A 23,941-nucleotide genomic window follows, 5' to 3' on the forward strand; every position below is an offset into this window, starting at 1 on the left:
TCTAAAGGGAGGTTATGGACAATGAAAAAAACGATCTTTAAAAGTGCAGGGATTCTCATGTTGGCCGGAGCGTTTGCCATCAGCGGCTGTTCGGGTAGCAGCGGGGATACAAAGCAACAGGCGAAAAATCCGGACCAGGATGCGAACTTTAACAAAACCGGGCTTCCAATTGTAAACGATGCCGTGTCATTAAAAATGGTATCCCCAAAAGCCGCACTGGCGCCGGAGTATTCGAAAATGGAAATTTTCAATCGACTGGAGAAGCAAACCAACGTAAAGATCGAGTGGAATAACATTCCGGACACCGACTTCACCGAAAAGAAAAATTTGCTGCTGGCCAGCGGTGATTTGCCGGATGCATTTTATGGAGCCGGGTTCACGGATTACGAGCTTGTCAATTACGGTAAAGACGGGACCCTCATCCCACTGGAGGATTTAATTGACCAATATGCGCCTAATTTGAAAGCGCTCTTAGAAAGCCGGCCCGACATCAGATCGGCGATCACGGCGCCTGATGGGCACATCTATGGGCTGCCGTCTTTTGAAGAGAACAACCTTGGGACCAATCCTTTCTTTCATGTTATCAATAAAAAGTGGCTGGACCAATTGGGATTGAAAATGCCGCAAACGCTGGACGAATATACGAAGGCCTTGATCGCCTTTAAAACACAGGATCCGAATGGCAACGGTAAGGCGGATGAAATTCCACTAAGCTTTATGCACATGCAGTGGTGCAGTGACATTGCGGGCATATTCGGAGCTTTCGGGCTTCCGGATAACCTGGAACATCGGATCGTCCGCGATGGTAAAGTGATTTTCACCGCGAATCAACCTCAATATAAGGAAGCATTGAAATATATACATGATAACTGGTATGCGCAAGGCTTGATTGATCCCGAATCGTTCACTCAGGATGCGGCTCAATATTTGGCAAAAGGCAAAACGACAGACGAAACGCTTGGCTCTTACGTCTGGTGGGAAGTCGAAGAGGTTGTCGGAGCAGAACGGAGTAAGGATTATGCTTTGCTGCCTCCGCTCAAAGGTCCAAACGGGGACCAATTGATCGGGCGCAACAATGGCGGGGGTCCAGGACGTGGGGCTTTCGTGATTACTAAAGAAGACCGTTACCCCGAAATTACGATGCGCTGGATTGATCAACAGTATGAACCTTACATGGCGGCTCAAATTCACTGGGGTCCGTTGGATGTCGTATTTAAAAAAGACGAAAACGGAAAACTGGTGAACCTTCCGCTACCCGAAGGTACTTCCGCTGGTGAATTCCGTCAGAAGGTAGCTCCAGGTGCAGGGGCCCCGGGAGTAATTACTGCTGAAAATTTAGGGAAAGTGGTTGATCTGGAGCCTCGGGCTCAGCAGCGTGTAAAAGATTTGGAGAAGTACTACGATCCTTATATGGAAAAAGAAAACTATCCAAGTATTTTCTTCAAACCAGAAGAATTGGATACAATCAACCGGATTGAGCCTGAATTGATTAAATACGTGAACACTCAAAGAGGCAAATTTATTGTCGATGGCGGCGTGGATGAGCAGTGGGACAGCTATGTGAAGACTTTGGATAAAATGGGCCTAAACGAATTGATGGAGATCTACCAAACTGGACTGGATCGCTATAACGAAAATTTAAAGAAATAATAAGTAAAAGATAGGTGGGGAGAAACTGTGCTTGATGTAATTGCTATCGGGGAAGTTTTGATAGATTTTACTCCTGCAGGACAAAGCGAGGGAGGTAACGAGCAGTTCGAATGCAATCCTGGAGGGGCACCGGCTAATGTAGTGGTTGCACTATCCCGCTTAGGAGCCAAAACGGCTCTGGTTAGCAAAGTAGGGGAGGATCATTTCGGATCCCTACTTCAGCACACTTTGTTAAGCTGCGGCATTGATGTGACTGCTCTTTCGACTACAACGGAAGCTAACACGACGCTGGCATTTGTTCATTTGGATGGCAACGGAGACCGATCGTTCAGCTTCTACCGGAGGCCGGGAGCCGACACATTGTTGTGCCCAGCGGATGTCCCATTCGATCGTATTCAAAACTGCCGTATACTGCATTTTGGATCTTTATCGATGACCCATGAGCCTGCCCGTTCGGCAACAAGAGAGGCGGTCGTGAAGGCCAAAGAAGCAGGAGCGCTGCTCTCGTTTGACCCGAACATCCGGGTTGCATTATGGGAGAGTAACGATAAAGCAAAACAAAATATTCTTTGGGGCATGAACTATGCCGATATTCTGAAAATATCGGAGGAGGAGCTTGGCTTTATAACAGGAACAACCGATGTGGAAAAAGGCTCGCAGGAGCTGCAGCAGCAATTCGGTATCGCATTGATCGTGGTTACCTTAGCGGAAAAAGGCTGCTATTACCGGCTCGCTGGTCATGACGGATATGTGCCCGGATTTCAAATGAAGGTTATCGACACGACTGGAGCCGGGGATGCTTTCCTGGGCTGCTTGTTATATCAGATCCTTCAAACCGATCATGCATTAAATCAGCTGACCAGACAGCAAATCACCAGCATGCTGACTTTTGCAAATGCAGGTGGAGCATTAGTAACAACACGTAAGGGGGCTCTACTGTCAATGCCAACCAAAGAGGAAATGATGAAAATTGAGTTCAGTAAACAGCAAAATGATGATCCATTCAGGCCAGGGTTTCATTTCTCGCCACCTTCTCACTGGATGAACGATCCCAACGGACTGGTCTATTACGAAGGAGAATATCACCTGTTTTACCAGCATCACCCTTACGGAAACCAATGGGGTCCGATGCATTGGGGGCATGCTGTCAGCCAAGATATGGTGCATTGGCGGCATGAACCAATCGCCCTGTTCCCAGACGAGCATGGCGCTATTTTCTCTGGTTGCTGTGTAGTTGACTGGAACAACAGCAGCGGACTATTTGAAGGGTCCCATGGATTGGTTGCGATCTTTACCCATGCAGATACCTGTCCAAAAACCGGACAGCCGCGCCAGCGGCAAAGCTTGGCTTACAGCAGTGATAAAGGTCGAACCTGGCATAAATATGAGGGGAATCCGGTACTCACCGAGTCTGACCTAATAGACTTTCGGGATCCCAAGGTGTTTTGGCATTCGCAAAGTGAACGTTGGGTGATGGCGGTTGTCGCGGGAGATCATGTCCGGTTTTATGGATCAAAGAATTTGCTGGAATGGTCGCTTACGGGCGAATTCGGCCATAGAGAAGGTTCGCATGATGGCGTTTGGGAATGCCCGGATCTCTTTGAACTGCCCATTGATGGCAGCGGACGCTCCAAATGGGTTCTGATCATAAGCATTGGGGATCATCCCGATGTTCCGGAAGGTTCACGCACGCAATATTTTATCGGTGAGTTCGATGGGAACACATTCATCAATGACAACCCTGCAGACCATATCCAATGGCTCGATTATGGCCGGGACAATTATGCGGGGGTTACTTGGTCGGATATACCCGATGTTGATGGACGGCGCGTGATCATTGGATGGATGAGCAACTGGAAGTATGCCAACGAAACACCTACCGGGGACTGGAGAGGAGCAATGACACTTCCTCGCGTATTGTCATTGATCAGCCGTGACGAAGGCATCCTGCTGACCCAAAGGCCGGTTAGGGAAATGGAGCAGCTGCGAAAAGAATCGAAGAGCTGGAATGCAATTTTGATTACGCCAGAGGCCCCTTTTATACAAAAGATGCAGGATGAACTGTTGGAGATTGAGGCTGAAATAGACGTCCGCTCTGGGAGTGAGATTCGGATGAAAATAAAATCCTCCGGGCAGAGCGAAACGTTAATCGGATTTGACCCTGAGCGCCAATGGCTGTACATTGACCGTACGAAATCAGGAGCGACCGATTTTCATCCGTCTTTTCCGTGCAATCATGGCGCCAAATTGGTTTCGGAGGACGGGATAATCAAGCTGCATATCTGGCTGGACCGCAATGCGATCGAAGTGTACGCGAATGATGGTCTGATTGCCATGACGGATCAAATTTTCCCTGACGCTCCGTTAGATCAGATCGAAATCAGCGTGAAAGCAGGGCAGGATGTTCTGAACTCGCTTCACATCCATACGCTAAACCCCATACTTATTCCAGGCGGCTCCACGGAGTGGGAGTCAAGGAGGGTGGAAGCATGAACCAAAGACCCGACAATCGGGGACCGATGATGTATTGGCCTTTTAATGAAGGAGCCGGAGCAAGTGCTCTGGAATACGTATCCCAGGTCCGGGATGAGATCCAGTACGTATTTAAGCAAGCAAAGTTTACCGAACCGTGCGACCCGCTGTGGAGAAAGAGCGCCCTGGGTGGCGGCCTTTCGTTCGACGGTTATTCGACTTACATTTCCCATTCATTCCAAGAAGAAGATCCTGCGGGCACCTCCCAATACCGGTCGGCGATCAGCATCGGGGTATGGGTTGCCCCTCGTTCGTACGAGGTGGGGGACGATGGCAAGCTGTCGGCCATTGTGAACCGTCACAACAAAGAACAAAGGCAGGGATACCTACTCGGTATGTATCGTCATGGATCATGGTCCTTCCAAGTTGGACTCGAAGGAGGAGAATGGAAGGAAATTTGGTCACCTGATGGGTATGAATTGCCCAAATATGAATGGTCTTACGTAAATGCTGTGTTTGACGGAAACCAAGGGGAAATGAAATTGTTTCTGAACGGCAGGAAGATTGCGTCGACCGGGTTGCCTCGTGGTTCCCGCTTGACCGAGGCGACCTCCACGAATCTCCTAATCGGTAAAAATAATCACAGCAGCCAGCTGGCGAAGGTGTTCAGCCTGCACATGTTCAGCGGCATTATGGAAGAGCTCAAAATCTACCCAAGGGCACTGAGTGAAGATGAGGTGGCCGCTTCTTATCAACTCGTATTGGATAGCACATGTGAAGGAGTCCATCCGTCATTAAAGTATGATGAGATTAAGCTGGACAGGACGCCTCTGTTGGCGGACCGGCACCGGCCTCAATATCACGTTAGCCCCCCTGCTCACTGGATGAACGAACCCCATGCGCCGATCTATTTTGACGGGCAATACCATTTGTTCTATCAGCATAATCCTCATGGACCTTTCTTCCATCAGATCCATTGGGGACATTGGGTTAGCGAGGATCTGGTGCATTGGCGGGATCTTCCCGTGGCTTTAGCGCCCGAGAAGGATGAGCTCGCACCCGATGGAATCTGGTCGGGAAGCGCGACCTACGATGCAGACGGCCTGCCGGTCTTGTTCTTTACAGCGGGCAATGACAGTGCTTCGCCGAATCAGAGCGTAGCGCTTGCCCGAAGCACCTATTCCCGAGATAAGGATCCCGATCTAGTTCACTGGGTCAAACATCCGGAACCGTTAATCGTGCAGAAGAAGGGAATAGGCTTATTCGGGGATTTCAGGGACCCATTCGTGTGGAAAGATGATGATGGTTGGTATGCCCTGGTCGGGTCCGGGATCGAAGGTGAAGGCGGAGCCGCATTGGCATTTTCTTCTCAGGATATGCTGAATTGGACGTATAAAGGGCCCTTTTTTAAAGCGGACATCGAGAAGTTTCCTTATCTAGGGCCGATCTGGGAGCTCCCCGTATTTCTTCCCCTTGGCAGCGACAAACAGGGGGTGAACAAGCATCTTCTGCTGGTCAGCCCAGTGGGAGAGGGAGCAGATGTTGAAGTGTTTTACTGGATCGGGCAACTGGATAAGCAGAATCTAATGTTCATTCCTGATCAAGAAGAACCTCAATTAATTGATGTAGGTGATTTCCATTTTACCGGTCCGAGTGGAATGGTTGATCCGAAGACTGGCAGAAAAATCGTATTTACGATAGCCCAAGGAGACCGGACGTCCGAACTGGAATATCAATCGGGTTGGGCGCATAACGGCGGCTTGCCGCTCAGCGTGTATTTGCGGGAAGACGGACGACTGGGCATAGAACCGATCCAAGAGCTGGAGTCCCTGCGCGGCGAGAAACAATTATCTCTCCGCGATAAATCATTGTCTGAAGCGAATGTCCTGCTCCAGGATGTTCAGGGCGATATGCTTGAGATCCGCCTGGAGATGGAGCCGGGCAGCGCCAAGCAATTCGGAATCAAGATCCGGCGTACGCCAGACGGAGAAGAAGAAACGCTGCTTTACTACGACTTGAATCATTCGATGCTCCTGGTGGACCGTTCGAAGACGACGCTTCATCCAGGAGAAAAATGTGGAGGAACCCAAGGGGGCAATTTAGAGCTGCATGGAGAGAATCTAAAGCTTCACATGTATTTGGACCGTTCCATGGTCGAAGCCTATGCAAATGGATTGAAAAGCTTGACGACCCGAGTGTATCCGAGTCGAAGGGATGCGCTGGGGATTCAGATTTGGGGAGATGGCAGTTTGACAGTCAAATCGATGGAAGTTTGGGATATGCAGTCCATTTGGTAATGAGAGCGCTAAAGCGCTCCTTACAAAAGGGGGAAATCATAGAATGAAAGAATTTTTCTATCGGCCAGAGAATGCCTGGGTAGGGGATGTTATCCCTTATTATGAAGACGGGGAGTTTAAGTTGTTTTATCTGCACGGTTGGCGAGAAAACTACCAGGATGGCCTTGACCATGGCTGGTATTTGGTCGGAACGAAGGATTTCGTGAACTATCGGGCCGAAGGAGCCTGCAAAATCGAAGGCGGCACCGGCCATATTTTGAAAGTGGACGGGATTTATCATATGTTCTACTGTATATTTCCTCCGGGAAAGCAGCTCGTCTGCCACGCAATCAGCAGCGACTTGAAGACCTGGGAGCCCATTCCCGAAGATACCTTTGCCGCTGACGACCGCATCTATGAACTGTCCGATTGGCGCGATCCTTTCGTGTTCTGGAATGAAGAAGAAGGCCAATATTGGATGTTGCTTGCCGCGATGACCAAGGGGCCAACCAACCGAAAAGGATGCACTGCGCTGCTGTCATCTAAAGACCTTAAAACCTGGGAGTATCGCGAGCCTTTGTATGCTCCGAATTTGCACGTGGGGGCCCATGAATGTCCCGACTTGTTCCGGATCGGTGATTGGTGGTATTTAGTCTACTCTTCCTATACCGGACGTTTTGCGACCTTTTACCGGATGAGCCGTTCCTTAAACGGACCTTGGATAACCCCAAAGGAGGATACCTTCGACGGCCGTGCCTTTTATGCAGCCAAGTCTGTTTCGGATGGGGAAAAACGCTTTTTATTCGGGTGGAACCCAACGAAAAACGACGATTTATTCGGCTGGAATCCGCCGAAGTCTCGCGGCAAGGATTACGACACATGGGATTGGGGGGGGAACCTGATTGTACATGAAATCGTTCAGCGTAAGGATGGGACCCTTGGTGTAAAAGTGCCGGAAACCGTGGATGGCGCATTCGCAAAGCCGTTGGATGTACCTTTCTATAAAATTGTAGGAGAATGGAAACATAGGGGGGACTCACTTTCCTGTACGTCACCGTATGGGTTTGCCGGCTGCATGACCCGGGATGATTTGCCCGATCAATGCAAAATATCCTCTACAATTTCTTTCTCCGAGCAAACTCAAGGGATTGGGTTCATGCTGCGGACAGAGAATACCTTGGATGAAGCCTATTACGTCACCTTGGAGCCACAGCGGGACCGCATTACCTTTCGTGGATATATCATGCAATCGGAAGAAGGTGGTAAGACGTTCCCTTATGAAGTTGAACTGGAGCGCCCTATCAATCTGGTTCCCGATCGTCCTTACGAAATCAAAGTGTTTATCGATGGATCGATATGCGAAATCTACGTGGATGAGAACATAGCCATGAGCGCCAGAATGTATGATATACCTGAAGGGAAGCTTGGCTTGTTTGTCAATCAGGGCAGTGCACAGTTTAGCGATGTAACGATCTTGATAAGAGATTAAAGCAGAAAAGATCGAGCAGAGGATTGGTTTGTCCTCAGCTCGATCTTTTCTACACTTTCCCTAGCACAGCACCAATATCAGCTGGTTCGCCGCACCATCAGTTCCGTCGGAAACACTTCTTCGACAGGTTCAAGGCGCTGCCCATCAGTTTCGATAGATTTGATCATCAGTTTGGATGCGGCTTCAGCCAACTCATTGATGGGATGCCGGATTGTCGATAAGCTTAGCAGTTCCGAGACGGTAGGCATATCGTCGACACCCAGAACAGCAAGCCCGTCCGGAACGCTCACATTCAAATCCTTACAAGCCTTCAACGCTCCTATGGCGGAAATATCGTTTAAGCAAAACAACGCTTGAGGCAGTTGATTACTATTGGCCAACTTCATAACTGTATCGTATCCAAAGGCTTCTGTCATATCGCCGGTGATGACGGTTGGTAGTTTCCCGTTCTGCTGCAGTGACTCGCTGGCACCGTTGAGCCGATCATCAAAGCCAGGGACGTGACCGTGCGGATATGTCAAAATGACTAGCTTGTCATAGCCGCGGGATAACAAATGGTTTACTCCGATCTGGCCGCTATGATAGTCGTTGACGCGTAGCACATGCGCGCCGTAGGATAAGTTGTGGCGTCCTACCGTAATGACCGGCACGTTAAGATCCATTAATCTGGGCATGAATTTCTCCGTCTCCAACGTTGCTTTGACGATAATTCCGTCGACCATCTGGATATTCATAAAGATTTCTTCAAAGTCCAGCAGGATAATTTTATATCCCAGTGCTTTTAACTGCTGCTTAATGACCTTGGCAAAATGGAGGAAGTATAAGTCCTCAAAGTAACCATCACCGTCGTAGGTACTGTCGGATAAAACAAGCCCAATGGTATGCATTCTGCCGGTAATTAGGCTTTTGGCCACTGGGTTTACTTGGTAACCTAATTTCTTGATCGAGAGACTGACTTTTTCTTTCGTCTCACCACCCATTTTCTGAAAATTGCCGTTTAAGTAATGGGAGACCGTCGCAGGCGATACGCCCGCGTCTTTTGCAACTTGAACTAAAGTAACCCTTTTTTTTGCCATATTACAACCTCTATTTCTTTCTATAGCTGTATGATCTGAATTAGCGCGGGCGTCTATCCAGTACGTCGGGCAGGTCGGGGAACGCCTGATGTGGTTCGGTCTGGTACCAGTAGCACACAGAACTTATATCATCGTTTCGTTCGAATAACGCCTTTCCATCGTGTCCAATCTGTTGAACGGTGATCCGTAGATCCTCTTCAAACAAAATGGGATCAAGGATATGCCAACGATAGAAGCCTCGCATTGGACAGGCCGCTCCATCATAAATATGAGCTCTCGTCGTATCTTTTACCGAAAAGTACGGAAAACCCATAAATGGGGTAGAGTACGTCTGCTCCTGTACAGGGTTCCCGTTATCGTATTTGACAAACCCCCATGCTCCGCCGAAATAATCCTCCGTTCCCGTACCACAGATGGTCGGCCAATCCCGGTCCCCATCAAGATAGAATTTAACTTCTCCTTCACCATACCAATATCGGGACAGGGAGGTCCAGGCCATATAGGTGCCGATATATTTCCCTCTTCCCTTTATTCCATCTACAATCGTATAATCCTGCTTAAGCTGGGTCGGATTTTCCCGACGGAACTGGGCATGAAAATACTCGGTATCCTCCGGAAGCTCATCGACAAGCATATAATCGAACTGGTAGAAAAACGCCTCGATTTCTTGAGGATGCTCATTCGTTACGGTGACTTTGGCTGCTTTATTGAATGGCATTGCAAAGTAACTATTCATACCTCCGACCGGATTTACCACAATGGGTACGGAATTGACGACCGCTCTGGCCCCGAAGCCATTGCAGAAGAAATCGCCGAGGGGAACTTCTACGGACGGAGTCTCTTCTTCATCCCAATACATCCGCAGCACTAAATCGCGCAATACGAACCAGCCGGCCTCGGTCTGGTCAGTCACAGTCATCCAGATGTGTTGGATGATGCCGGGCCCCTCAACATCGACGAGTGTGGCGGTTTCGCCTTGAGCCAGCGAAATAAAGGCTTTCCCTTTCCGGGCGACGCCAAGGGGGCCTGCTGCTTGCCCGCCTTCGCCTTTCAAGCCACGGGGATTTTCCGCAGTAATTGCTCTACTTTTTCCTTTTATTCTACCAAAAAGTTGGTTCATAGGTTGCATGATTGTTCTCTCCTTATCCTTTTTATTAAATTAGCCTTTAACCGCTCCATCGGATACGCCGGCCATTACGTATTTGTTTAGGAACAAGTACGTAACGATAATCGGGATGATGCTGACGCAAATGGCCGCAAACGTCTGCCCCCAATCGGTGGCCCCAAATGCCCCGATGAATTCTTGAAGACCAACGGCAATCGTTTTGTATTGTTTGTCGTTCGTGAACGTGTTAGAAAAAATAAAATCATTCCAGATAAAAATGAAGTTGATTGAGGCGACAGTTACGGTCGTATTGATGGTCAGCGGCGAAATAATTTTATAAAAAACCTGATAAATATTGCATCCATCAATGACGGCAGCTTCAATCAATTCATTGGGTACATAACTGTAAAAGCTGGTGAATATCAAAATGGACAACGGTAGGGCAAAGCCGACTTGCGGAAGAATCAGCGCCAAATACGAGTTCAGCAGACCGTAGTCTTTATACATGATAAATAATGGGATTAACGTGACCTGTATTGGGATCATGATGCCGATCGTAAAGAACAACAGCAGCTTTGAATTCAGCTTAAAATTCATTTTGACGAGGGCGAAGCCTGCTGTTGCGCTTAGAAAAATAATCAGCACCAGGCAGCTGAAGGTGACGATGGCCGTATTTTTGATATACAGCAGCAAGTCGCTGCCCTGGAACACAGCGATATAGTTGGAGAGTGACCAAGTCTCAGGCATGGAAAATGGATTCGTCGTCAATTCAATACTCGATTTGAAGCTGGATAAGAACAGCCAGACCACGGGGTAAATTTGCACGATCAGAATTACAATGACGATAAAATATAGCAGGAAGGATAAAGCTGTTTTTTTGGATCGCATATTATGCTTCTCCTTTCCTGGAGTTGAATATGGCCCGGATAATCAACACAGCAATCAGACTTTCGATGACGATAAATACGGCAATCGCACTTCCGTATCCGTATTGGATGGTGGAGAAAGCTTTTTTGTACATATAAGTCGTGACGAGCTCAGTCGTTGAACCCGGTACGCCGATGATATAGGGAATATCAAAACCACGTAAGGCCCCGGTGGTGCACATGATAAGCGCCAGGCTCAGCACATGCTTAATGCTCGGCAATTTGATATGGCGGATCAACTGCCAGCCGTTGACACCATCGATGGTGGCGGCCTCTTCGATTTCTTTCGGAATTGCGATCAGGGCCGCGTAAAAGATAACCATGTACATCCCCGTAAAACGCCAGCCTTCGGGGATAGATACAGCGATAAGCGCGGTGTGTGGGTCGGATAACCAGGCATTTTGCAAATGGCTGAGGCCGATCCACCCCAGAAACATGTTGAGTAGGCCAAGCGGCTGGAGCGAATAAAAGTTCCGGAACATCTGGGCAATGGCGACAGTGACCACAACAGCCGGCAAGTAATACAACGTTCTGAAAATACCAGCTCCCTTTTTGACATATGAGAGCAGTAACGCGAAAAACAAACCGATGAATACTTGCATGAGTACGACGATAACGACGTACACCAGATTGTTTTTCACGGAATTCCAGAAGTAAGGGTCATGAAACATCTTGATGTAGTTACCCAGCCCAATATACTGGGCATCTTTGATCCCATTCCAATCTTGAAAGCCGTAGTTCAGCGATTGAATGATCGGGATAAAGACAGTTCCCAAATAAAACAGCAGGGCGGGAGTGATAAACACCAACCATGCCTTTTTATCCTTGAGTACGTTCATGTTGAATCTCTCCATTGATATAGATTGACAAGCGAAAGCTGAAAGGTCCACCCGGACCTAAACGGGCCGGGCGGAGAGTGTTAATCTGAAGTGTAACGGTTAGTTGCTCGCGTTTTGGGCGATCGTATCGTCAACTTGCTTGGCGAATTCTTCAGGGGTCATGGCTCCCATAGACAATTTCATGATTAAATCGCTCATAACGGAATTCGTATTGGCATCCAGCAGCGTATCCCAAGGTTTGGCAAATTCTGATCCATAGTTGTCCATATCTTTTTTGATTTTCAGGAACAGTTTGGAGAACTTGGACTCGTCTTTAATCGTGAATTTCAGCGGAGACATCTGCTGTTTAGCCACGTAAACGTCGCTGTAGTTCTTCAGAACGTAACTTAGAAAATCCTTGGCAGTACCGTCGAACTTGCTGGCCATGGCGGCCAAGCCGATCCCACTGTTCCCGAAATACTCGTTGTTCGGCGTTTTGGCATCAGCGATCGTTGGCAGGTAGAAATAGTCAACATTTCCTTTCATGTTGTCTGGGAGATTTTCATCCACGAAGGACGGAATTTCCCAGGTCCCCATCGTGTACATGGCGGCTTCTCCGTTCAGAAACATGTTTTTTGCGGTCGTGTAATCCGTTGTAGCAAATCCTTTTTGGAAGTATTGACCGATTTCAGAAACGAAGTTCGCTGCCTTCATACCGACTTCGTCAGTCATCTTAGCTTTGCCTTGGCTGAGATTGCGAGCAAAATCGTTTCCAGTAGCTCGGAACGGAATCATAGCTGCATAGCGCAGTACGGGCCAAACATCGACCCCGTCGACCGCGATCGGGGTTATCCCTTTGTCTTTAAGTGCCTTGCTGACTGTGAGCATTTCGTCGATCGTTTTTGGCACAGTAAGGTTATTTTCAGCGAAAATTTTCTTGTTGTACCAAGTCATCTCCAGATGGTATTCCAAGGGAAGTAGGAACAAACGCCCGTCGGGTAACTCTTGATATTTCAGCGCAGGCTCGTAGAACTGATCATACAAACCTTGTTCTTGAAGGAACTGCTTCATATCGACCAGCATACCGGCATCAGCCAATTCCTGAGCGTACGGATCGGCATCTGTATCGATAAATTCCGGAACATCACCAGATGCGATAAGCGTACGGAGTTTGGTGAGGTAGGAGGGTCTGTCCGCCGTGACCTGAATGTCCAGTTTGAACCCAGGATGATCTTTCGCATAGCGGTCCGCCAGCTCCCGGACGGTTTGTATGATCGCCCCATTCTCGGGCCGAGCTGTCAACCAGGTAATGGTTTTGCCAGACGAATTCCCTTGCTTTTGTGCGTCCTCCCCAGTTTTTTTATTAGCAGAACCACCGCAGCCAGCGAGAGCGGTTGCAAGCATTGCTGAGATGATGATAAGAGATAAGAAGTTCGATATTTTTCTTTTTCTGTTACTTGTCATTTCTGAGCCCCTCCATGTTTTGTTATATCGTTAAAAATCTGTCTGCAGACTTTTAACCACGGAATGAAATTAGACGGTTTTCGAGATTTTTATTTTGACCTCGTCGATCGTGACAGAACCTTCATTGGCAAAAAAGCCGAGCTGGCCGGTTTTGAAGTTATATATTCGAGTGGTCATCGCAACTCTGTCATTGACATAAAGACACATTATATCGTCTTCCAATATCAGTTTAATGTTGATTTGATCGTGTTCCGCGAAGCAGAATGGACGCTCCAATTCGATCATTTGCGGCTTGTCTCCAGCAATTTGCCATTGAAAGAAACCGGGCTCAGTTCGAGGCCACATATCAAACGCAATACGGTTATGGAACGGATCGAATTTAATGAAATAACCATTGTCGAGCGCTTTATCGGTACGTAGAGCGATGCCGAAATCTTTCGTCTGATTCCAATCCGTGAACACTGCTTCGATCAGGACTTGGGAAGGCAGTTCATTGAAGACGCGGTAAGCCAGTCCGTCATGAGATTCCAGTTTAAAGCAGCCTTGTCTTTCATCAGAGCGGCAGTTTTTCTCCGCTTCAGGAACGCTGTCCGTCCCGGTATTAAAATGCTCATATACCGCCTGAGGCATCCTTACAAGAAGATCGCCGTCACCGTTTTGATAAACCTCATGCACAACCAAGGTTCCGGCCCACTCCCAATCTCCATAATCGCTTGCCCCTTGCTTGGAAGGAACCCAGCCGAACGCGTATCTTTGCCGTCCATCCGAGGCTGTTTTCGCGGCGTAAAATCCTCTCCCGTCAAAAGTGTCCGGAATCGGAGAAGTATATGCGCCTTCGATGTCTCTACTTTTTTTGTAATGTGTTACGAACTTCTCGCTAAATGTCGAGTAGACCAGGTAATGCCAATCTCCCATTTGGAAATAATCCGGACACTCCATGGTGATGTACTTGTCCGGGCTGTAAAACGGCTCCTGATATGTCCAATGCACAAGATCAGCGGAAGTAAGTAGGGCGATACAGCCGCCTTTCTTTTCAGATGAATTCATCACCCTAGAAGTAACGAACATCCAGTACTCTTGCTGTTTCTGATTAAAAAAAACGAACGGGTCGCGCCAATCAAACTTCTCGTAAATCACTCCGTCTCCATAAAGCTTGAAGTTGACATCCTTTGTCCAGTGGATGCCGTCAGTACCTGTAGCCTTCAAAACGACTTGTAATGGCTTTCCGTCCACGCAAAAGTCGGGGTTGGGATTGTGACCGGTGTAAAACAGGTGGTACATGCCGTTCTTGTCCTTGATGACGGAACCGGTATAAGCGTTCCGATCCGGATCATTCTCACCGCCGTTTGGCAGAGCTACGCCATGTTCTTCAAAATCCAGGCCGTTTTTGGTGGTGATTAGGTTCCACGTCGTATGATTCCCGTAATCGCCGCCGGCTCTTTGATCATGAAGATAGTAAAGCTTGTACTCTCCATTGTCATAGAACGGAATGACGTCTCCAACCCATCCGTCATTCGGTTTGTAAAATACTTTTTTCATCGTGTCATCTCCATTTGGTTAAACGTTTTACAAAAACATAATAACATAGGTATTTTGTTTGTCAACGGTTACAATTGCTATAAAATATAGAAAAATAAAAGACAAATGAATGTGAAAAATATGATATGGTAAAACGTTTTTCAAAATAGTAAACTAACTTTGTAAACACTTACTGTCTAGGAGGAATTAGATATGAGAATTGGTGCGATTGAGGCGGGGGGCACGAAATTCATATGCGGCATTGGAAATGAAAAAGGCGAAATTTTGGAACGGATCAGCTTTCCTACAGAAGCGCCGGAAAAAACACTGGAGCAGGCGGCTGCGTTTTTTCGTGGCCAGGGCATTGAGGCGATGGGGATCGGGTCTTTTGGGCCGATTGATCTGGATTGCTCGAGTCCTAGTTACGGATGTGTTACCACGACACCTAAACCGGGATGGGCGGGGTTTGACTTTGTTAAGTATATGAAAAATTTTTATCCCGTACCGATCGGTTTTGATACCGATGTGAATGCTGCCGTTTTCGGAGAGGCGAAGTGGGGTGCAGCCCAAGGAATGGAGAGTTGTGTCTACTACACGATCGGAACGGGAGTAGGCGTTGGCGTGTATGCGGAAGGCAAGTTGATTCACGGACTGGTTCATCCGGAAGGGGGGCATGTACTGACACGGCGGCATCCAGAAGATAGCTTCCCTGGTTCGTGTCCTTATCACGGTGATTGTCTGGAGGGCATGGCCAGTGGTCCTGCGATTGAGAGACGCTGGGGTGTACAAGGAAACAATCTTCCCGAAGATCACCCGGCTTGGGAGATGGAAGCTTATTATCTGGCACAGGCCATTTCGGGAGTAATTCTGTTGCTTTCGCCGAAAAAAGTGATTCTTGGCGGCGGTGTTATGCAACAGAAGAGGTTGATTCCGCTCATTCGTAAGGAAGTCGCCCAAACCTTAAACGGCTATGTTGCCTCCCGTGCGATATTAAACGGTATGGACAGTTATATCGTGCGGCCCGGCTTGGGTGACAATGCCGGATTGTGCGGTGCCCTTGCGCTGGGCATTGATGCCGCCAGCATATGAATGTTAAAAGCCGGTGAACGAATCGAATCTACTTACTGAAAGGGAGGAAACGCCATGTATCGCGTGCTCATTGCGGATGACGAACCGCGGCATCGTCGCGGGATTGCCGACATGATCAAATCGCTTCGACCTGATTGCCGTATATTTACGGCCAAGGACGGAGAAGAAGCATTGCGCATCGCTTTAGATAACCGAATTGATATTATATTTACGGATATTCGTATGCCTAATATGGACGGTCTTACGATGATTGAGCACTTAAAAAAGCAAAGCGAGTCGATTAAAATCATTATCTTAAGCGTGTACGGGCACTTCGATTATGCCAGACAAGCGCTTAAACTCGGTGCCTTTGATTACCTCCTGAAACCAATAGAAACAAAAGACATTGTGGAGATGCTCCATAAGCTGGACGGAGCCATCGAAAAAGAGCGTTTGCGTATACGGGACCGGGAGAGCCTTAGACAGAAACTAAGCTCAGCCATTCCCGTATATGAGCAGCACCTTCTCAGCCGCTGGGTACGGTCTGAAGCAAGTGAAGATGAAATACGAGAAGTTGAACGGTTGATTCCGGAAGGACAAATTGGTTTCATATGGGTGTCTATAATCGACAAATCCGAGGTCGATAATCTGTATACCGGGGATGAATTCGCGGAAGTCAAAACCAGCCTAAGAAACTGGATACGACAAGCCGCAGAACCGATCGGGCAGGTCATTTCCTTTTATTTGGAGGGAGACGAGCACATGCTTGTCTCGGTTATGACGCCCCGGCACTCCTTAGAATGGCTGCTGAAGAGTGAGACGGAGCATTTGGTCCAATTTATCGAGCAAGTTCGGGTGGAATATGAGCTAACCGTTTCCATTGGGGTAGGTGACGGAGTGAGCGATCTCCGTCACGAAGCGCCCCGTTCATTCAAACAAGCTTTGAATGCGTTAGATTTCACGTTTTACTGCGGGAGAGGAAAGCTTGTCATTAATAATGAAATCGCTTACAATCCACGCAGGCCATCATTGGACTTGGTCCCTGCTGAAACCGGGCTTACAGCGGCGGTCGCGGTCGGGGACCGGGTTAAAGGACTGGACGCGTTGGAACAATTGATTCAGCGACTATTGGAGGGGGATTATCCTTCCCCTGCCCACTTAAAGCATAGCATTCTGTATGTGTTAGTCCAACTTATCAAGGCAAATGAGCCGGCCTTGGGAAAGGAAGCGGCGGACAATTTTGTTTCCGAGATGGAATTCCGGATTCCTGCCTGCTCCACCCTAGAAGAACTCAAGGCAAAAGCGGGCGAATATTTGGACCAGATCATCAACGGTATTATGGATCGAAAAAACAACAAAAGCCGTCGGATCATCGAGCTTTGCCAGGCTTTTCTGGCAGAACATTATATGGAGGATCTCTCACTGGAAATGGTGGCCAGACGGTTCTTTTTTAGTCCGGCCTATTTCAGTACATTCTTTAAATCGCACACATCCATGAATTTTACCGAGTATTTACTTCAACTCCGAATGGACAACGCTAAGGAATTATTACAGGACGACACCCTTAAGATTTCGGAAATCGCCTTAAAAGTTGGATTTAGAGACGCAGGATACTTTACCCGGATCTTTAAGCGGGAAACCGGTCTTTCTCCGGAAGAATTCCGCAAAAATGATCTGAAGTAGGTGAATCGTTATGAGGCTGAAAAACAAGCTGATTTTATCCTACATTGTACTGATTACCCTCCCCCTTGCCACGTTGGGGACGGGGGCCTTTTATGCGAGTAAAAATGTCATGCTTAAACTGGCCAGGGATAATGTGACAGAAATCGTGCAGAAAAACAACCAGATTATCGATGAACGGTTGAAGATCATCGAAGACGAAAGTCTCTCCCTCATGGTTGAATGCGACCTGTATCAAATTTTTGATGGTGCTGCCCCTACTGGCAGCGAACTTTTGAACACAAATAGGAGGGTAACGAAAATTTTAAATCAGTATTTCGCGCAGTCCAAGGATCTATATTCTGTGGAGCTCGTGACCCGGAGTTTCGTTTATGGCAGTAAAACGCGAAACACGTATCCGCCGGATCACTTTTATGAATCCGAGCTATACAAACAGGCGGCTGAGAAAAAGGGAAAGCTCACCTGGGTGCCAACCTATGACTACAGCCGGATGCACCAACTGCCAGATTTAGCGGGAGCTGACATCGAATATCGCCAATTATTTTCTGCGGTAAGGCAATTAAACCCTTCTTGTGTGCGTAATGACGCTATTGTACGGACCAGGGCAGGGATGGAAAAACCGATTCTGGTGATGAATTTTCAAGATCGTGTCTACTCTGATATTTTCCGAAACAGTATCCCGATCGATAATACAGTATTTTTGGTAGTGAGCCAAGATGGCACGATCATTTCCCACACCAATGCGGCGTTGGTCGGAAGCAAACCGCCCTTACCCTGGATCGACAAATTTGAAAGCCGCAGCAGCGGAGCGTCCTACGTTATGGTGGACGGAAAAAGGATGATCGCCTGTTACACGGTATCTGGGATCACAGGATGGACCTCGGTCGTGCTGATTCCTCCCAGCGCATTAACCAAGGATATCGGACAAACAATCACCGTTTTTATCATTACGCTAGGTGCTTCGCTGTTACTACTCTCGCTATTGTTCGCCTATCTGATATCTATACGGATTTACTCGCCAATCAGAAAACTGCTGCTCGCCATCAAACGGGTCGGAGGCGGCGACTTCAATGCCAGAATCAAGGTGGAAGGGAAAGACGAGCTAGGGCATGTGCTGATGAAATTCAACAGCATGAACGAACAAGTGCAGCAGTTGATTGAAGAAAATTATGTCTCCAAACTTAGGGAACGGGAAACCGAGATTATGGCGCTGAATATCCAGCTTAACCCCCATTTTCTGTACAATACGCTGAATATCATTAACTGGATGGCTGTTCACGGAGAGAAAGAGCATGTCAGTCAGATGCTGGTCAGCTTGTCCCGTATGCTGCATTATACGACGGACAACCGGAAGGATGAGATGCCGCTTCAAGAGGATATCGGCTGGTTGAAGGATTACCTTATCATCATGTCTAACCGTTACGATCACGCTTTCAAGGTTGACTTCGATATCGAGCCTGGGCTGATGGAAGTCAACGTGCCGAAGCTGTTTCTTCAACCGCTGGTGGAAAACGCGATCATTCACGGTTTCGGGGGTATGGAGAGTGGAGGACTTATCACGATCTACGGACGTCGGCAGGGTGAAGATATTGAGTTTTGCGTTGAGGACAACGGCCGAGGCATGACCCCGAAACGTCTCAAGGAAGTGCTGGCTGAAACTACCTCCAACATTGGGATTAAAAATGTCGATAAGCGAATCAAACTTCGCTACGGCACCCGTTACGGTATCAGCATTGAATCTGTACTGGAACTAGGTACCCGGGTAAAGCTGATCATTCCTTACCGCAAAGCACAAGGGAAAATGAATTGATCAAAAAAAATTACAGAAAACGAAAAAACATTCAATAGGTTTTCAGATGCAGCAATTTTACAATAAAGGCAGCGACTGCAGCGCTTACTTTTTGAAGTAGGGGGTATCCACATATGAAAACAAAGTCCGGCCAACTAAGAATGATGATTGCATGCCTAACCATTCTCGCTCTGTTTGTAACCGCTTGCGGAGCAGGGACGAATCAGGGACAGCAGGGTGGTGAGAAATCTGGTTCCGATGGACAAGAAAAAGTAAAGCTGAAGTTCACCTTTTGGGGAAGTCCAGAGGAAAAGAAAGCAGTCGAGGCGGCAATCGAAGCCTTTGAGAAGAAAAACCCGAATATCGACATCAACCCAGTACACATTCCTGGAACGGATTTTCTACAGAAACTCAATGCCATGATTGCCGGCAACGAAGCGCCGGACGTCAGTTATTCGGCCGCATGGAAGCTGAAAATGGGCGAGGAAGGATTGATCTACAACTTCTTCGATTTAATGAAAGATGATCCGAGCATTAAGAAAGAGGATTACCTTGATTATGCTTGGTGGAACTGGGATAAAGATAAGAGCGCCGGGCCGTATCAGGCGTCCGTGGTTCCTTCTCTTATGTACAATGCGGATATGTTTAAGGAAGCGGGAGTGGATCTCCCACCGACCAAGGCGGAGGAAGCATGGACATGGGATCAATTCGTAGACGCGGCTAAGAAGTTGACCCTTGATCGTAACGGTAAGCATCCCGACGATCCGGGATTCGACCCGAAAAACATCAAGCAATATGGTGTTAAATTCAGCCTCGGTTGGTCGTCCTATATGCCAATGGTTCTTTCCAATGGGGGGGATTATTTGACCAAGGACGGCAAGGAATTCGGTTTATCCAAGCCAGAAGCAACCGAAGCACTTCAAAAAATAGCCGATCTGATTAATGTGCACCATGTTTCGCCATCGCCGGTTCAAGCCAGCAGCATTCCCGCTCCGGCTACCGCATTGCAGTCCAAAAAAGTAGCGATGATTATCGACGGCAGTTGGAATCACCTGGATTTGAGCAAAACCAAGATTAACTGGGGTGTTGGCGTTCTTCCGGTTATTAAGGACTACAAAACGTTTTTCCTCGGTGGCTCTCTTATTATTTTCAAAAGCACGAAACATCCGAAGGAAGCGTGGGAGTTCACCAAATTCCTCACCGATCCGCAGAACGTACTTGAATTGCACCAAGGCCTCTGGATGCCGCAACTCAAAAAATGGTACGAGGATCCAAAGCTGATCGACGAGTGGGCGAACGAGGAGCTTCCTGGAAGACCGACTGGGTTTCAGGATGCTGTGATGCGCTCAACCTATGAACATGCGGAGCCGTCGCCGGAGAATAACGTCAAAAACTTCGTTGAAATCGATACAGCGGTATCTGCAGCACTTGATCAAGTGTGGCTCGGTGAGAAATCGGCTGAAGCAGCAATGAAAGAAGTAGAGACGAAAGTGAAGCCGTTGATACAAGGTACCTACTTAAAATAATGAACGTTTGTCCGAAGTGCCGGTTCCGGTACAGCGTGCCTGTGTAAACGGCGCCGGTCTTCGGGAGTGTTTCAATGGAGGGGGACTTGCTTGTGGAAACCATTACTGCTCTTACTGGGAACCGGTTGCAGAAAAAGCGCCTGGCCAATCGGAAGGACCTATACGGCTGGCTGTTTGCCATGCCGGCGATTTTAGGTCTGCTGATGTTTACATTAGGCCCGATGATATACAGCTTGTTTATGAGCTTTACTGACTACACCGGATCGAATTCACCGGCTTTTGTCGGTCTCGAAAATTATAAGCGAATGTTCAGCGGCGAGGATCAGTATTTTTACAAGTCGTTAGCCGTTACGTTCTATTTCGTGATTCTTAGTGTGCCTACCGGCATTATCTACTCCTTTCTGTTAGCGATTCTCCTGAATCAAAACGTCAAAGGAAAAGCAGTCTTTCGTACGATTTTTTATTTACCGTCAATCGTTCCGATTATCGCGATTTCGTTTATTTGGCTGTGGCTGCTGAATCCTGATCTTGGCCTCGCCAACGAGCTGCTTCGCTCGCTGGGCCTCCCGGGAAGCCAGTGGATTTTCGGAGAGAAGACGGTTGTTCCTTCCTTGGCGTTGATGAACTTGTGGACGACGGGCGGGACAATGATTATTTTTCTTGCAGGATTGCAGGACATTCCCCGGTCGCTTTACGAAGCGATTGAAATGGACGGCGGATCAAGGTTTGCTAAACTGCGGCATATTACCATTCCGATGATGACTCCCACAATTTTCTTCAATCTCATCATGGGCATCATCAACGGCTTTCAGGTGTTCTCACAGGCTTATGTCATGACAAACGGCGGGCCTAATAACGCAAGCCTCTTTTACGTGTTCTATTTATACAGAGAAGCATTCCAGTTCTCTCGGATGGGGAGTGCCAGCGCGATTGCTTGGGTGTTGTTTGTCATCATCATGATTTTGACCTACGTCGTATTCAGGACTTCAAACAAATGGGTCTATTACGAGGGGGATGGTACGCGATGAGAGCCAAAGCTTGGTTTGAAAAAGGATTGATTTATCTAGTGCTGACCGCTGGAGGGATCTTCAGCTTACTGCCGCTCATCTGGCTCATCCGAAGTTCTTTGATGAATATGGGTCAAATCTTCGAGCTGCCGCCCGTGTGGATACCGCGCCCTTTTCAATTTTCCAATTATAGTGAGGCGCTGACTATTTTGCCTTTCGGCCGGTATTTCGTCAATACTGCGATCGTTGTCGTTTTTTCGGTGCTAGGTGTGGTCTTAACCAGTTCAATCAGCGCCTACAGTTTCGCCCGAATGAACTGGAAAGGCAGGAACCTAATATTTGGCCTGTTGCTGTCAAGCATGATGTTGCCATACGCCGTGACACTAATTCCAACGTTTATTGGATGGAGTAAGGTTGGTTTAACCAACTCTTTCATTCCGCTCATCGCTCCAGCTTGGTTTGGCGGCGGCGCCTTCAACATATTCCTGCTGCGCCAATTCTATCTCAGCATTCCCCGGGACCTGGATGAAGCGGCTTATGTAGACGGGGCTGGGCATTGGCGGATATTTCGTTCGATTATCCTGCCGCTCACCAAGCCTGCGCTGATCGTCGTCGGTTTGTTTTCGTTTTTGGCATCGTGGAATGATTTCCTCGGTCCACTGGTTTATTTGAATGACGAAACCAAATATACTCTTGCTCTAGGACTACAGCAGTTCAAAGGTATGTATTCGGCTGAGTGGCATCTGATGATGGCAGCAGCGACTGTAGTTTTGCTTCCGGCCATTATTGTTTTTTTTATAGGGCAGCGTTATTTCATCGAAGGCATTACACTAACTGGGATTAAAGCTTGATCAATAATTGAGGGAGAGTGGTATAAGTTATGCACCAGTTATACTTACGTAAGGAAGGAACATCCCGTAGGTTATCGAGTTGGGATCGAACTGGAGGGAATAAGGATTTTATCGTGATCGGGGCGGGACAATCAGCGGCGATTGCTGAAATTGCTAGCGCGGGTGTGATCCAGCATATTTGGATGACAATCGCTTCCAGGGATAAATATGCGTTTCGCAAAGTGTTGATCCGAATGTTTTGGGATGATGAACAGGAACCGAGTGTTGACTCACCAGTGGGAGACTTTTTCGGCGTTGGTCACGGCGTGGCCAGCCATTACGTATCCATGCCGCTCAATATGATTACGACTCAAAACGTTATTGAAGACAAAGCGGCCATGAACTGTTTCTTCGAAATGCCGTTCCGTCGTGGAGCCCGGATTGAAATCATTAACGAGTGCGAACACGAAATCGTTCTGTATTTTTATGTGGATTATGTTGAAAAGGAAATACCAGAAGATAGCTTTTACTTCCACGCATCGTGGCGGAGAGAAAACCCAACGAAGGGCCTGGTCGACCTATCTGCACTGAAAGCAGAACACGATAAGCAAGATAAGGCTAATTATGGCGACCAGAAAGTATATGAGCTGAAAAATCTAACGGGTGAAGACAATTATGTAATCCTTGATGCAGTAGGTGAAGGCCATTATGTAGGATGTAATTTAAGCATTGATCATCTGAATCCGATGCCTGGCTTTAGTTGGCCGGGTGAAGGGGACGATATGTTCTTTATTGACGGTGAACCATGGCCGCCCCGTCTACACGGGACGGGAACGGAAGATTATTTCTGCGCCGCCTGGGGTTACCCTTCTGGGAAATATGATGCACCGTATCACGGATTGTCTCTTTACGCTCCAATCCGGGAAAACGGCGATGCCTGGAAAGAGAGTAACACGATCTCCTTTAACGACTATTCTGGGAAAATGACACAATATCGATTTCATATCGTCGACCCCATAATCTTTAGAAAGTCGATCCGCTTTAGCATTGAGCATGGGCATGCCAATGCTCAATCGAATGACTACTCGTCTGTTGCATACTGGTATCAGCGCGAGCCACACAAAGCGTTTCCGCAGATGCTGTCCGTATCGCAGCGGCTGCCAATACCGGAGAAGGAAAGTGCGAAATTATTCTACCGGACGTTCTGAATTTAACTTAATAGAGTAGAAAAAACAGCGGCAAGTCGG

Annotated in this window: 17 protein-coding genes; 11 read left to right on the top strand and 6 right to left on the bottom strand. The window is 47.8% G+C overall.

Features of this window, described 5'->3' with window-relative positions; translation table 11 throughout:
- Positions 1 to 21: 21 nt before the first annotated feature.
- The 4 genes from ABID47_RS11300 to ABID47_RS11315 are packed head-to-tail and all read left to right on the top strand — an operon-like array spanning position 22 to position 7,887.
- Complete coding sequence (locus ABID47_RS11300) at positions 22 to 1,650, top strand: ABC transporter substrate-binding protein (protein WP_354496694.1); 1,629 nt, start codon at positions 22 to 24, stop codon at positions 1,648 to 1,650.
- A 27-nt stretch (positions 1,651 to 1,677) separates the two neighbouring features.
- Positions 1,678 to 4,143 carry a PfkB family carbohydrate kinase gene (locus tag ABID47_RS11305; RefSeq protein ID WP_354496696.1) on the top strand — a complete coding sequence of 822 codons (2,466 nt, stop codon included), beginning with the start codon at positions 1,678 to 1,680 and terminating at the stop codon, positions 4,141 to 4,143.
- Entirely contained in the window at positions 4,140 to 6,419 is a 2,280-nt protein-coding gene (locus ABID47_RS11310; RefSeq protein WP_354496698.1) for a GH32 C-terminal domain-containing protein, read from the top strand. The genes ABID47_RS11305 and ABID47_RS11310 overlap by 4 nt, the downstream gene beginning before the upstream one ends.
- Positions 6,420 to 6,462: 43 nt before the next feature.
- Entirely contained in the window at positions 6,463 to 7,887 is a 1,425-nt protein-coding gene (locus ABID47_RS11315; protein WP_354496700.1) for a glycoside hydrolase family 32 protein, read from the top strand.
- A gap of 77 nt (positions 7,888 to 7,964) precedes the next feature.
- Here ABID47_RS11315 and ABID47_RS11320 read toward each other — a convergent pair whose 3' ends face one another.
- The 6 genes from ABID47_RS11320 to ABID47_RS11345 all read right to left on the bottom strand — a co-directional run bounded on the left by ABID47_RS11320 (position 7,965) and on the right by ABID47_RS11345 (position 14,815).
- A complete protein-coding gene (locus tag ABID47_RS11320) occupies positions 7,965 to 8,963 on the bottom strand; it encodes a LacI family DNA-binding transcriptional regulator (RefSeq protein WP_354496702.1) in 999 nt (332 codons plus the stop codon).
- A gap of 40 nt (positions 8,964 to 9,003) precedes the next feature.
- Entirely contained in the window at positions 9,004 to 10,092 is a 1,089-nt protein-coding gene (locus tag ABID47_RS11325) for a glycoside hydrolase family 172 protein (RefSeq protein ID WP_354496704.1), read from the bottom strand.
- 30 nt (positions 10,093 to 10,122) lie between these two features.
- Positions 10,123 to 10,956 (bottom strand): carbohydrate ABC transporter permease, encoded by an 834-nt coding sequence (locus tag ABID47_RS11330; protein ID WP_354496706.1) that lies wholly within the window; start codon positions 10,954 to 10,956, stop codon positions 10,123 to 10,125.
- A gap of 1 nt (position 10,957) precedes the next feature.
- Positions 10,958 to 11,833, bottom strand: coding sequence for a carbohydrate ABC transporter permease (locus tag ABID47_RS11335; RefSeq protein ID WP_354496708.1), 876 nt, complete (start codon positions 11,831 to 11,833; stop codon positions 10,958 to 10,960).
- Between the two features lie 99 nt (positions 11,834 to 11,932).
- Positions 11,933 to 13,276 (bottom strand): ABC transporter substrate-binding protein, encoded by a 1,344-nt coding sequence (locus ABID47_RS11340; RefSeq protein WP_354496710.1) that lies wholly within the window; start codon positions 13,274 to 13,276, stop codon positions 11,933 to 11,935.
- Between the two features lie 69 nt (positions 13,277 to 13,345).
- A complete protein-coding gene (locus ABID47_RS11345; protein ID WP_354496712.1) occupies positions 13,346 to 14,815 on the bottom strand; it encodes a glycoside hydrolase family 32 protein in 1,470 nt (489 codons plus the stop codon).
- A gap of 192 nt (positions 14,816 to 15,007) precedes the next feature.
- On the opposite strand from ABID47_RS11345, the gene ABID47_RS11350 reads away from it, so the two are divergent.
- The 7 genes from ABID47_RS11350 (at position 15,008) to ABID47_RS11380 (ending at position 23,902) form a co-directional block, all read left to right on the top strand.
- Entirely contained in the window at positions 15,008 to 15,883 is an 876-nt protein-coding gene (locus ABID47_RS11350; protein ID WP_354496714.1) for an ROK family protein, read from the top strand.
- Between the two features lie 54 nt (positions 15,884 to 15,937).
- Positions 15,938 to 17,545: a response regulator gene (locus ABID47_RS11355; RefSeq protein ID WP_354496716.1), complete on the top strand. Its 1,608-nt coding sequence runs from the start codon at positions 15,938 to 15,940 to the stop codon at positions 17,543 to 17,545.
- Positions 17,546 to 17,555: 10 nt separating this feature from the next.
- Positions 17,556 to 19,352 carry a cache domain-containing sensor histidine kinase gene (locus tag ABID47_RS11360; protein WP_354496717.1) on the top strand — a complete coding sequence of 599 codons (1,797 nt, stop codon included), beginning with the start codon at positions 17,556 to 17,558 and terminating at the stop codon, positions 19,350 to 19,352.
- A 113-nt stretch (positions 19,353 to 19,465) separates the two neighbouring features.
- The gene (locus ABID47_RS11365) at positions 19,466 to 20,857 is read left to right on the top strand and encodes an ABC transporter substrate-binding protein (RefSeq protein WP_354496719.1); all 1,392 of its coding nucleotides are present in this window, start codon (positions 19,466 to 19,468) and stop codon (positions 20,855 to 20,857) included.
- A gap of 179 nt (positions 20,858 to 21,036) precedes the next feature.
- Complete coding sequence (locus ABID47_RS11370) at positions 21,037 to 21,885, top strand: carbohydrate ABC transporter permease (protein ID WP_435530619.1); 849 nt, start codon at positions 21,037 to 21,039, stop codon at positions 21,883 to 21,885.
- The gene (locus tag ABID47_RS11375) at positions 21,882 to 22,715 is read left to right on the top strand and encodes a carbohydrate ABC transporter permease (protein WP_354496723.1); all 834 of its coding nucleotides are present in this window, start codon (positions 21,882 to 21,884) and stop codon (positions 22,713 to 22,715) included. The genes ABID47_RS11370 and ABID47_RS11375 overlap by 4 nt, the downstream gene beginning before the upstream one ends.
- 29 nt (positions 22,716 to 22,744) lie before the next feature.
- On the top strand, positions 22,745 to 23,902 hold the full coding sequence (locus tag ABID47_RS11380) for a glycoside hydrolase family 172 protein (RefSeq protein WP_354496725.1): 1,158 nt from the start codon (positions 22,745 to 22,747) through the stop codon (positions 23,900 to 23,902).
- The last annotated feature ends 39 nt before the right edge of the window (positions 23,903 to 23,941 follow it).

Source organism: Paenibacillus favisporus (assembly GCF_040545415.1).
Classification (GTDB): domain Bacteria; phylum Bacillota; class Bacilli; order Paenibacillales; family Paenibacillaceae; genus Paenibacillus_AQ; species Paenibacillus_AQ favisporus.

Bases quoted from the DNA above. Each gene is read 5' to 3' on its own strand.
- ABID47_RS11300 (WP_354496694.1), top strand. From the start codon at position 22: ATGAAAAAAACGATCTTTAAAAGTGCAGGGATTCTCATGTTGGCCGGA.
- ABID47_RS11310 (WP_354496698.1), top strand. From the start codon at position 4,140: ATGAACCAAAGACCCGACAATCGGGGACCGATGATGTATTGGCCTTTT.
- ABID47_RS11315 (WP_354496700.1), top strand. From the start codon at position 6,463: ATGAAAGAATTTTTCTATCGGCCAGAGAATGCCTGGGTAGGGGATGTT.
- ABID47_RS11320 (WP_354496702.1), bottom strand. From the start codon at position 8,963: ATGGCAAAAAAAAGGGTTACTTTAGTTCAAGTTGCAAAAGACGCGGGC.
- ABID47_RS11325 (WP_354496704.1), bottom strand. From the start codon at position 10,092: ATGCAACCTATGAACCAACTTTTTGGTAGAATAAAAGGAAAAAGTAGA.
- ABID47_RS11330 (WP_354496706.1), bottom strand. From the start codon at position 10,956: ATGCGATCCAAAAAAACAGCTTTATCCTTCCTGCTATATTTTATCGTC.
- ABID47_RS11335 (WP_354496708.1), bottom strand. From the start codon at position 11,833: ATGAACGTACTCAAGGATAAAAAGGCATGGTTGGTGTTTATCACTCCC.
- ABID47_RS11340 (WP_354496710.1), bottom strand. From the start codon at position 13,276: ATGACAAGTAACAGAAAAAGAAAAATATCGAACTTCTTATCTCTTATC.
- ABID47_RS11345 (WP_354496712.1), bottom strand. From the start codon at position 14,815: ATGAAAAAAGTATTTTACAAACCGAATGACGGATGGGTTGGAGACGTC.
- ABID47_RS11350 (WP_354496714.1), top strand. From the start codon at position 15,008: ATGAGAATTGGTGCGATTGAGGCGGGGGGCACGAAATTCATATGCGGC.
- ABID47_RS11355 (WP_354496716.1), top strand. From the start codon at position 15,938: ATGTATCGCGTGCTCATTGCGGATGACGAACCGCGGCATCGTCGCGGG.
- ABID47_RS11360 (WP_354496717.1), top strand. From the start codon at position 17,556: ATGAGGCTGAAAAACAAGCTGATTTTATCCTACATTGTACTGATTACC.
- ABID47_RS11365 (WP_354496719.1), top strand. From the start codon at position 19,466: ATGAAAACAAAGTCCGGCCAACTAAGAATGATGATTGCATGCCTAACC.
- ABID47_RS11370 (WP_435530619.1), top strand. From the start codon at position 21,037: ATGCCGGCGATTTTAGGTCTGCTGATGTTTACATTAGGCCCGATGATA.
- ABID47_RS11375 (WP_354496723.1), top strand. From the start codon at position 21,882: ATGAGAGCCAAAGCTTGGTTTGAAAAAGGATTGATTTATCTAGTGCTG.
- ABID47_RS11380 (WP_354496725.1), top strand. From the start codon at position 22,745: ATGCACCAGTTATACTTACGTAAGGAAGGAACATCCCGTAGGTTATCG.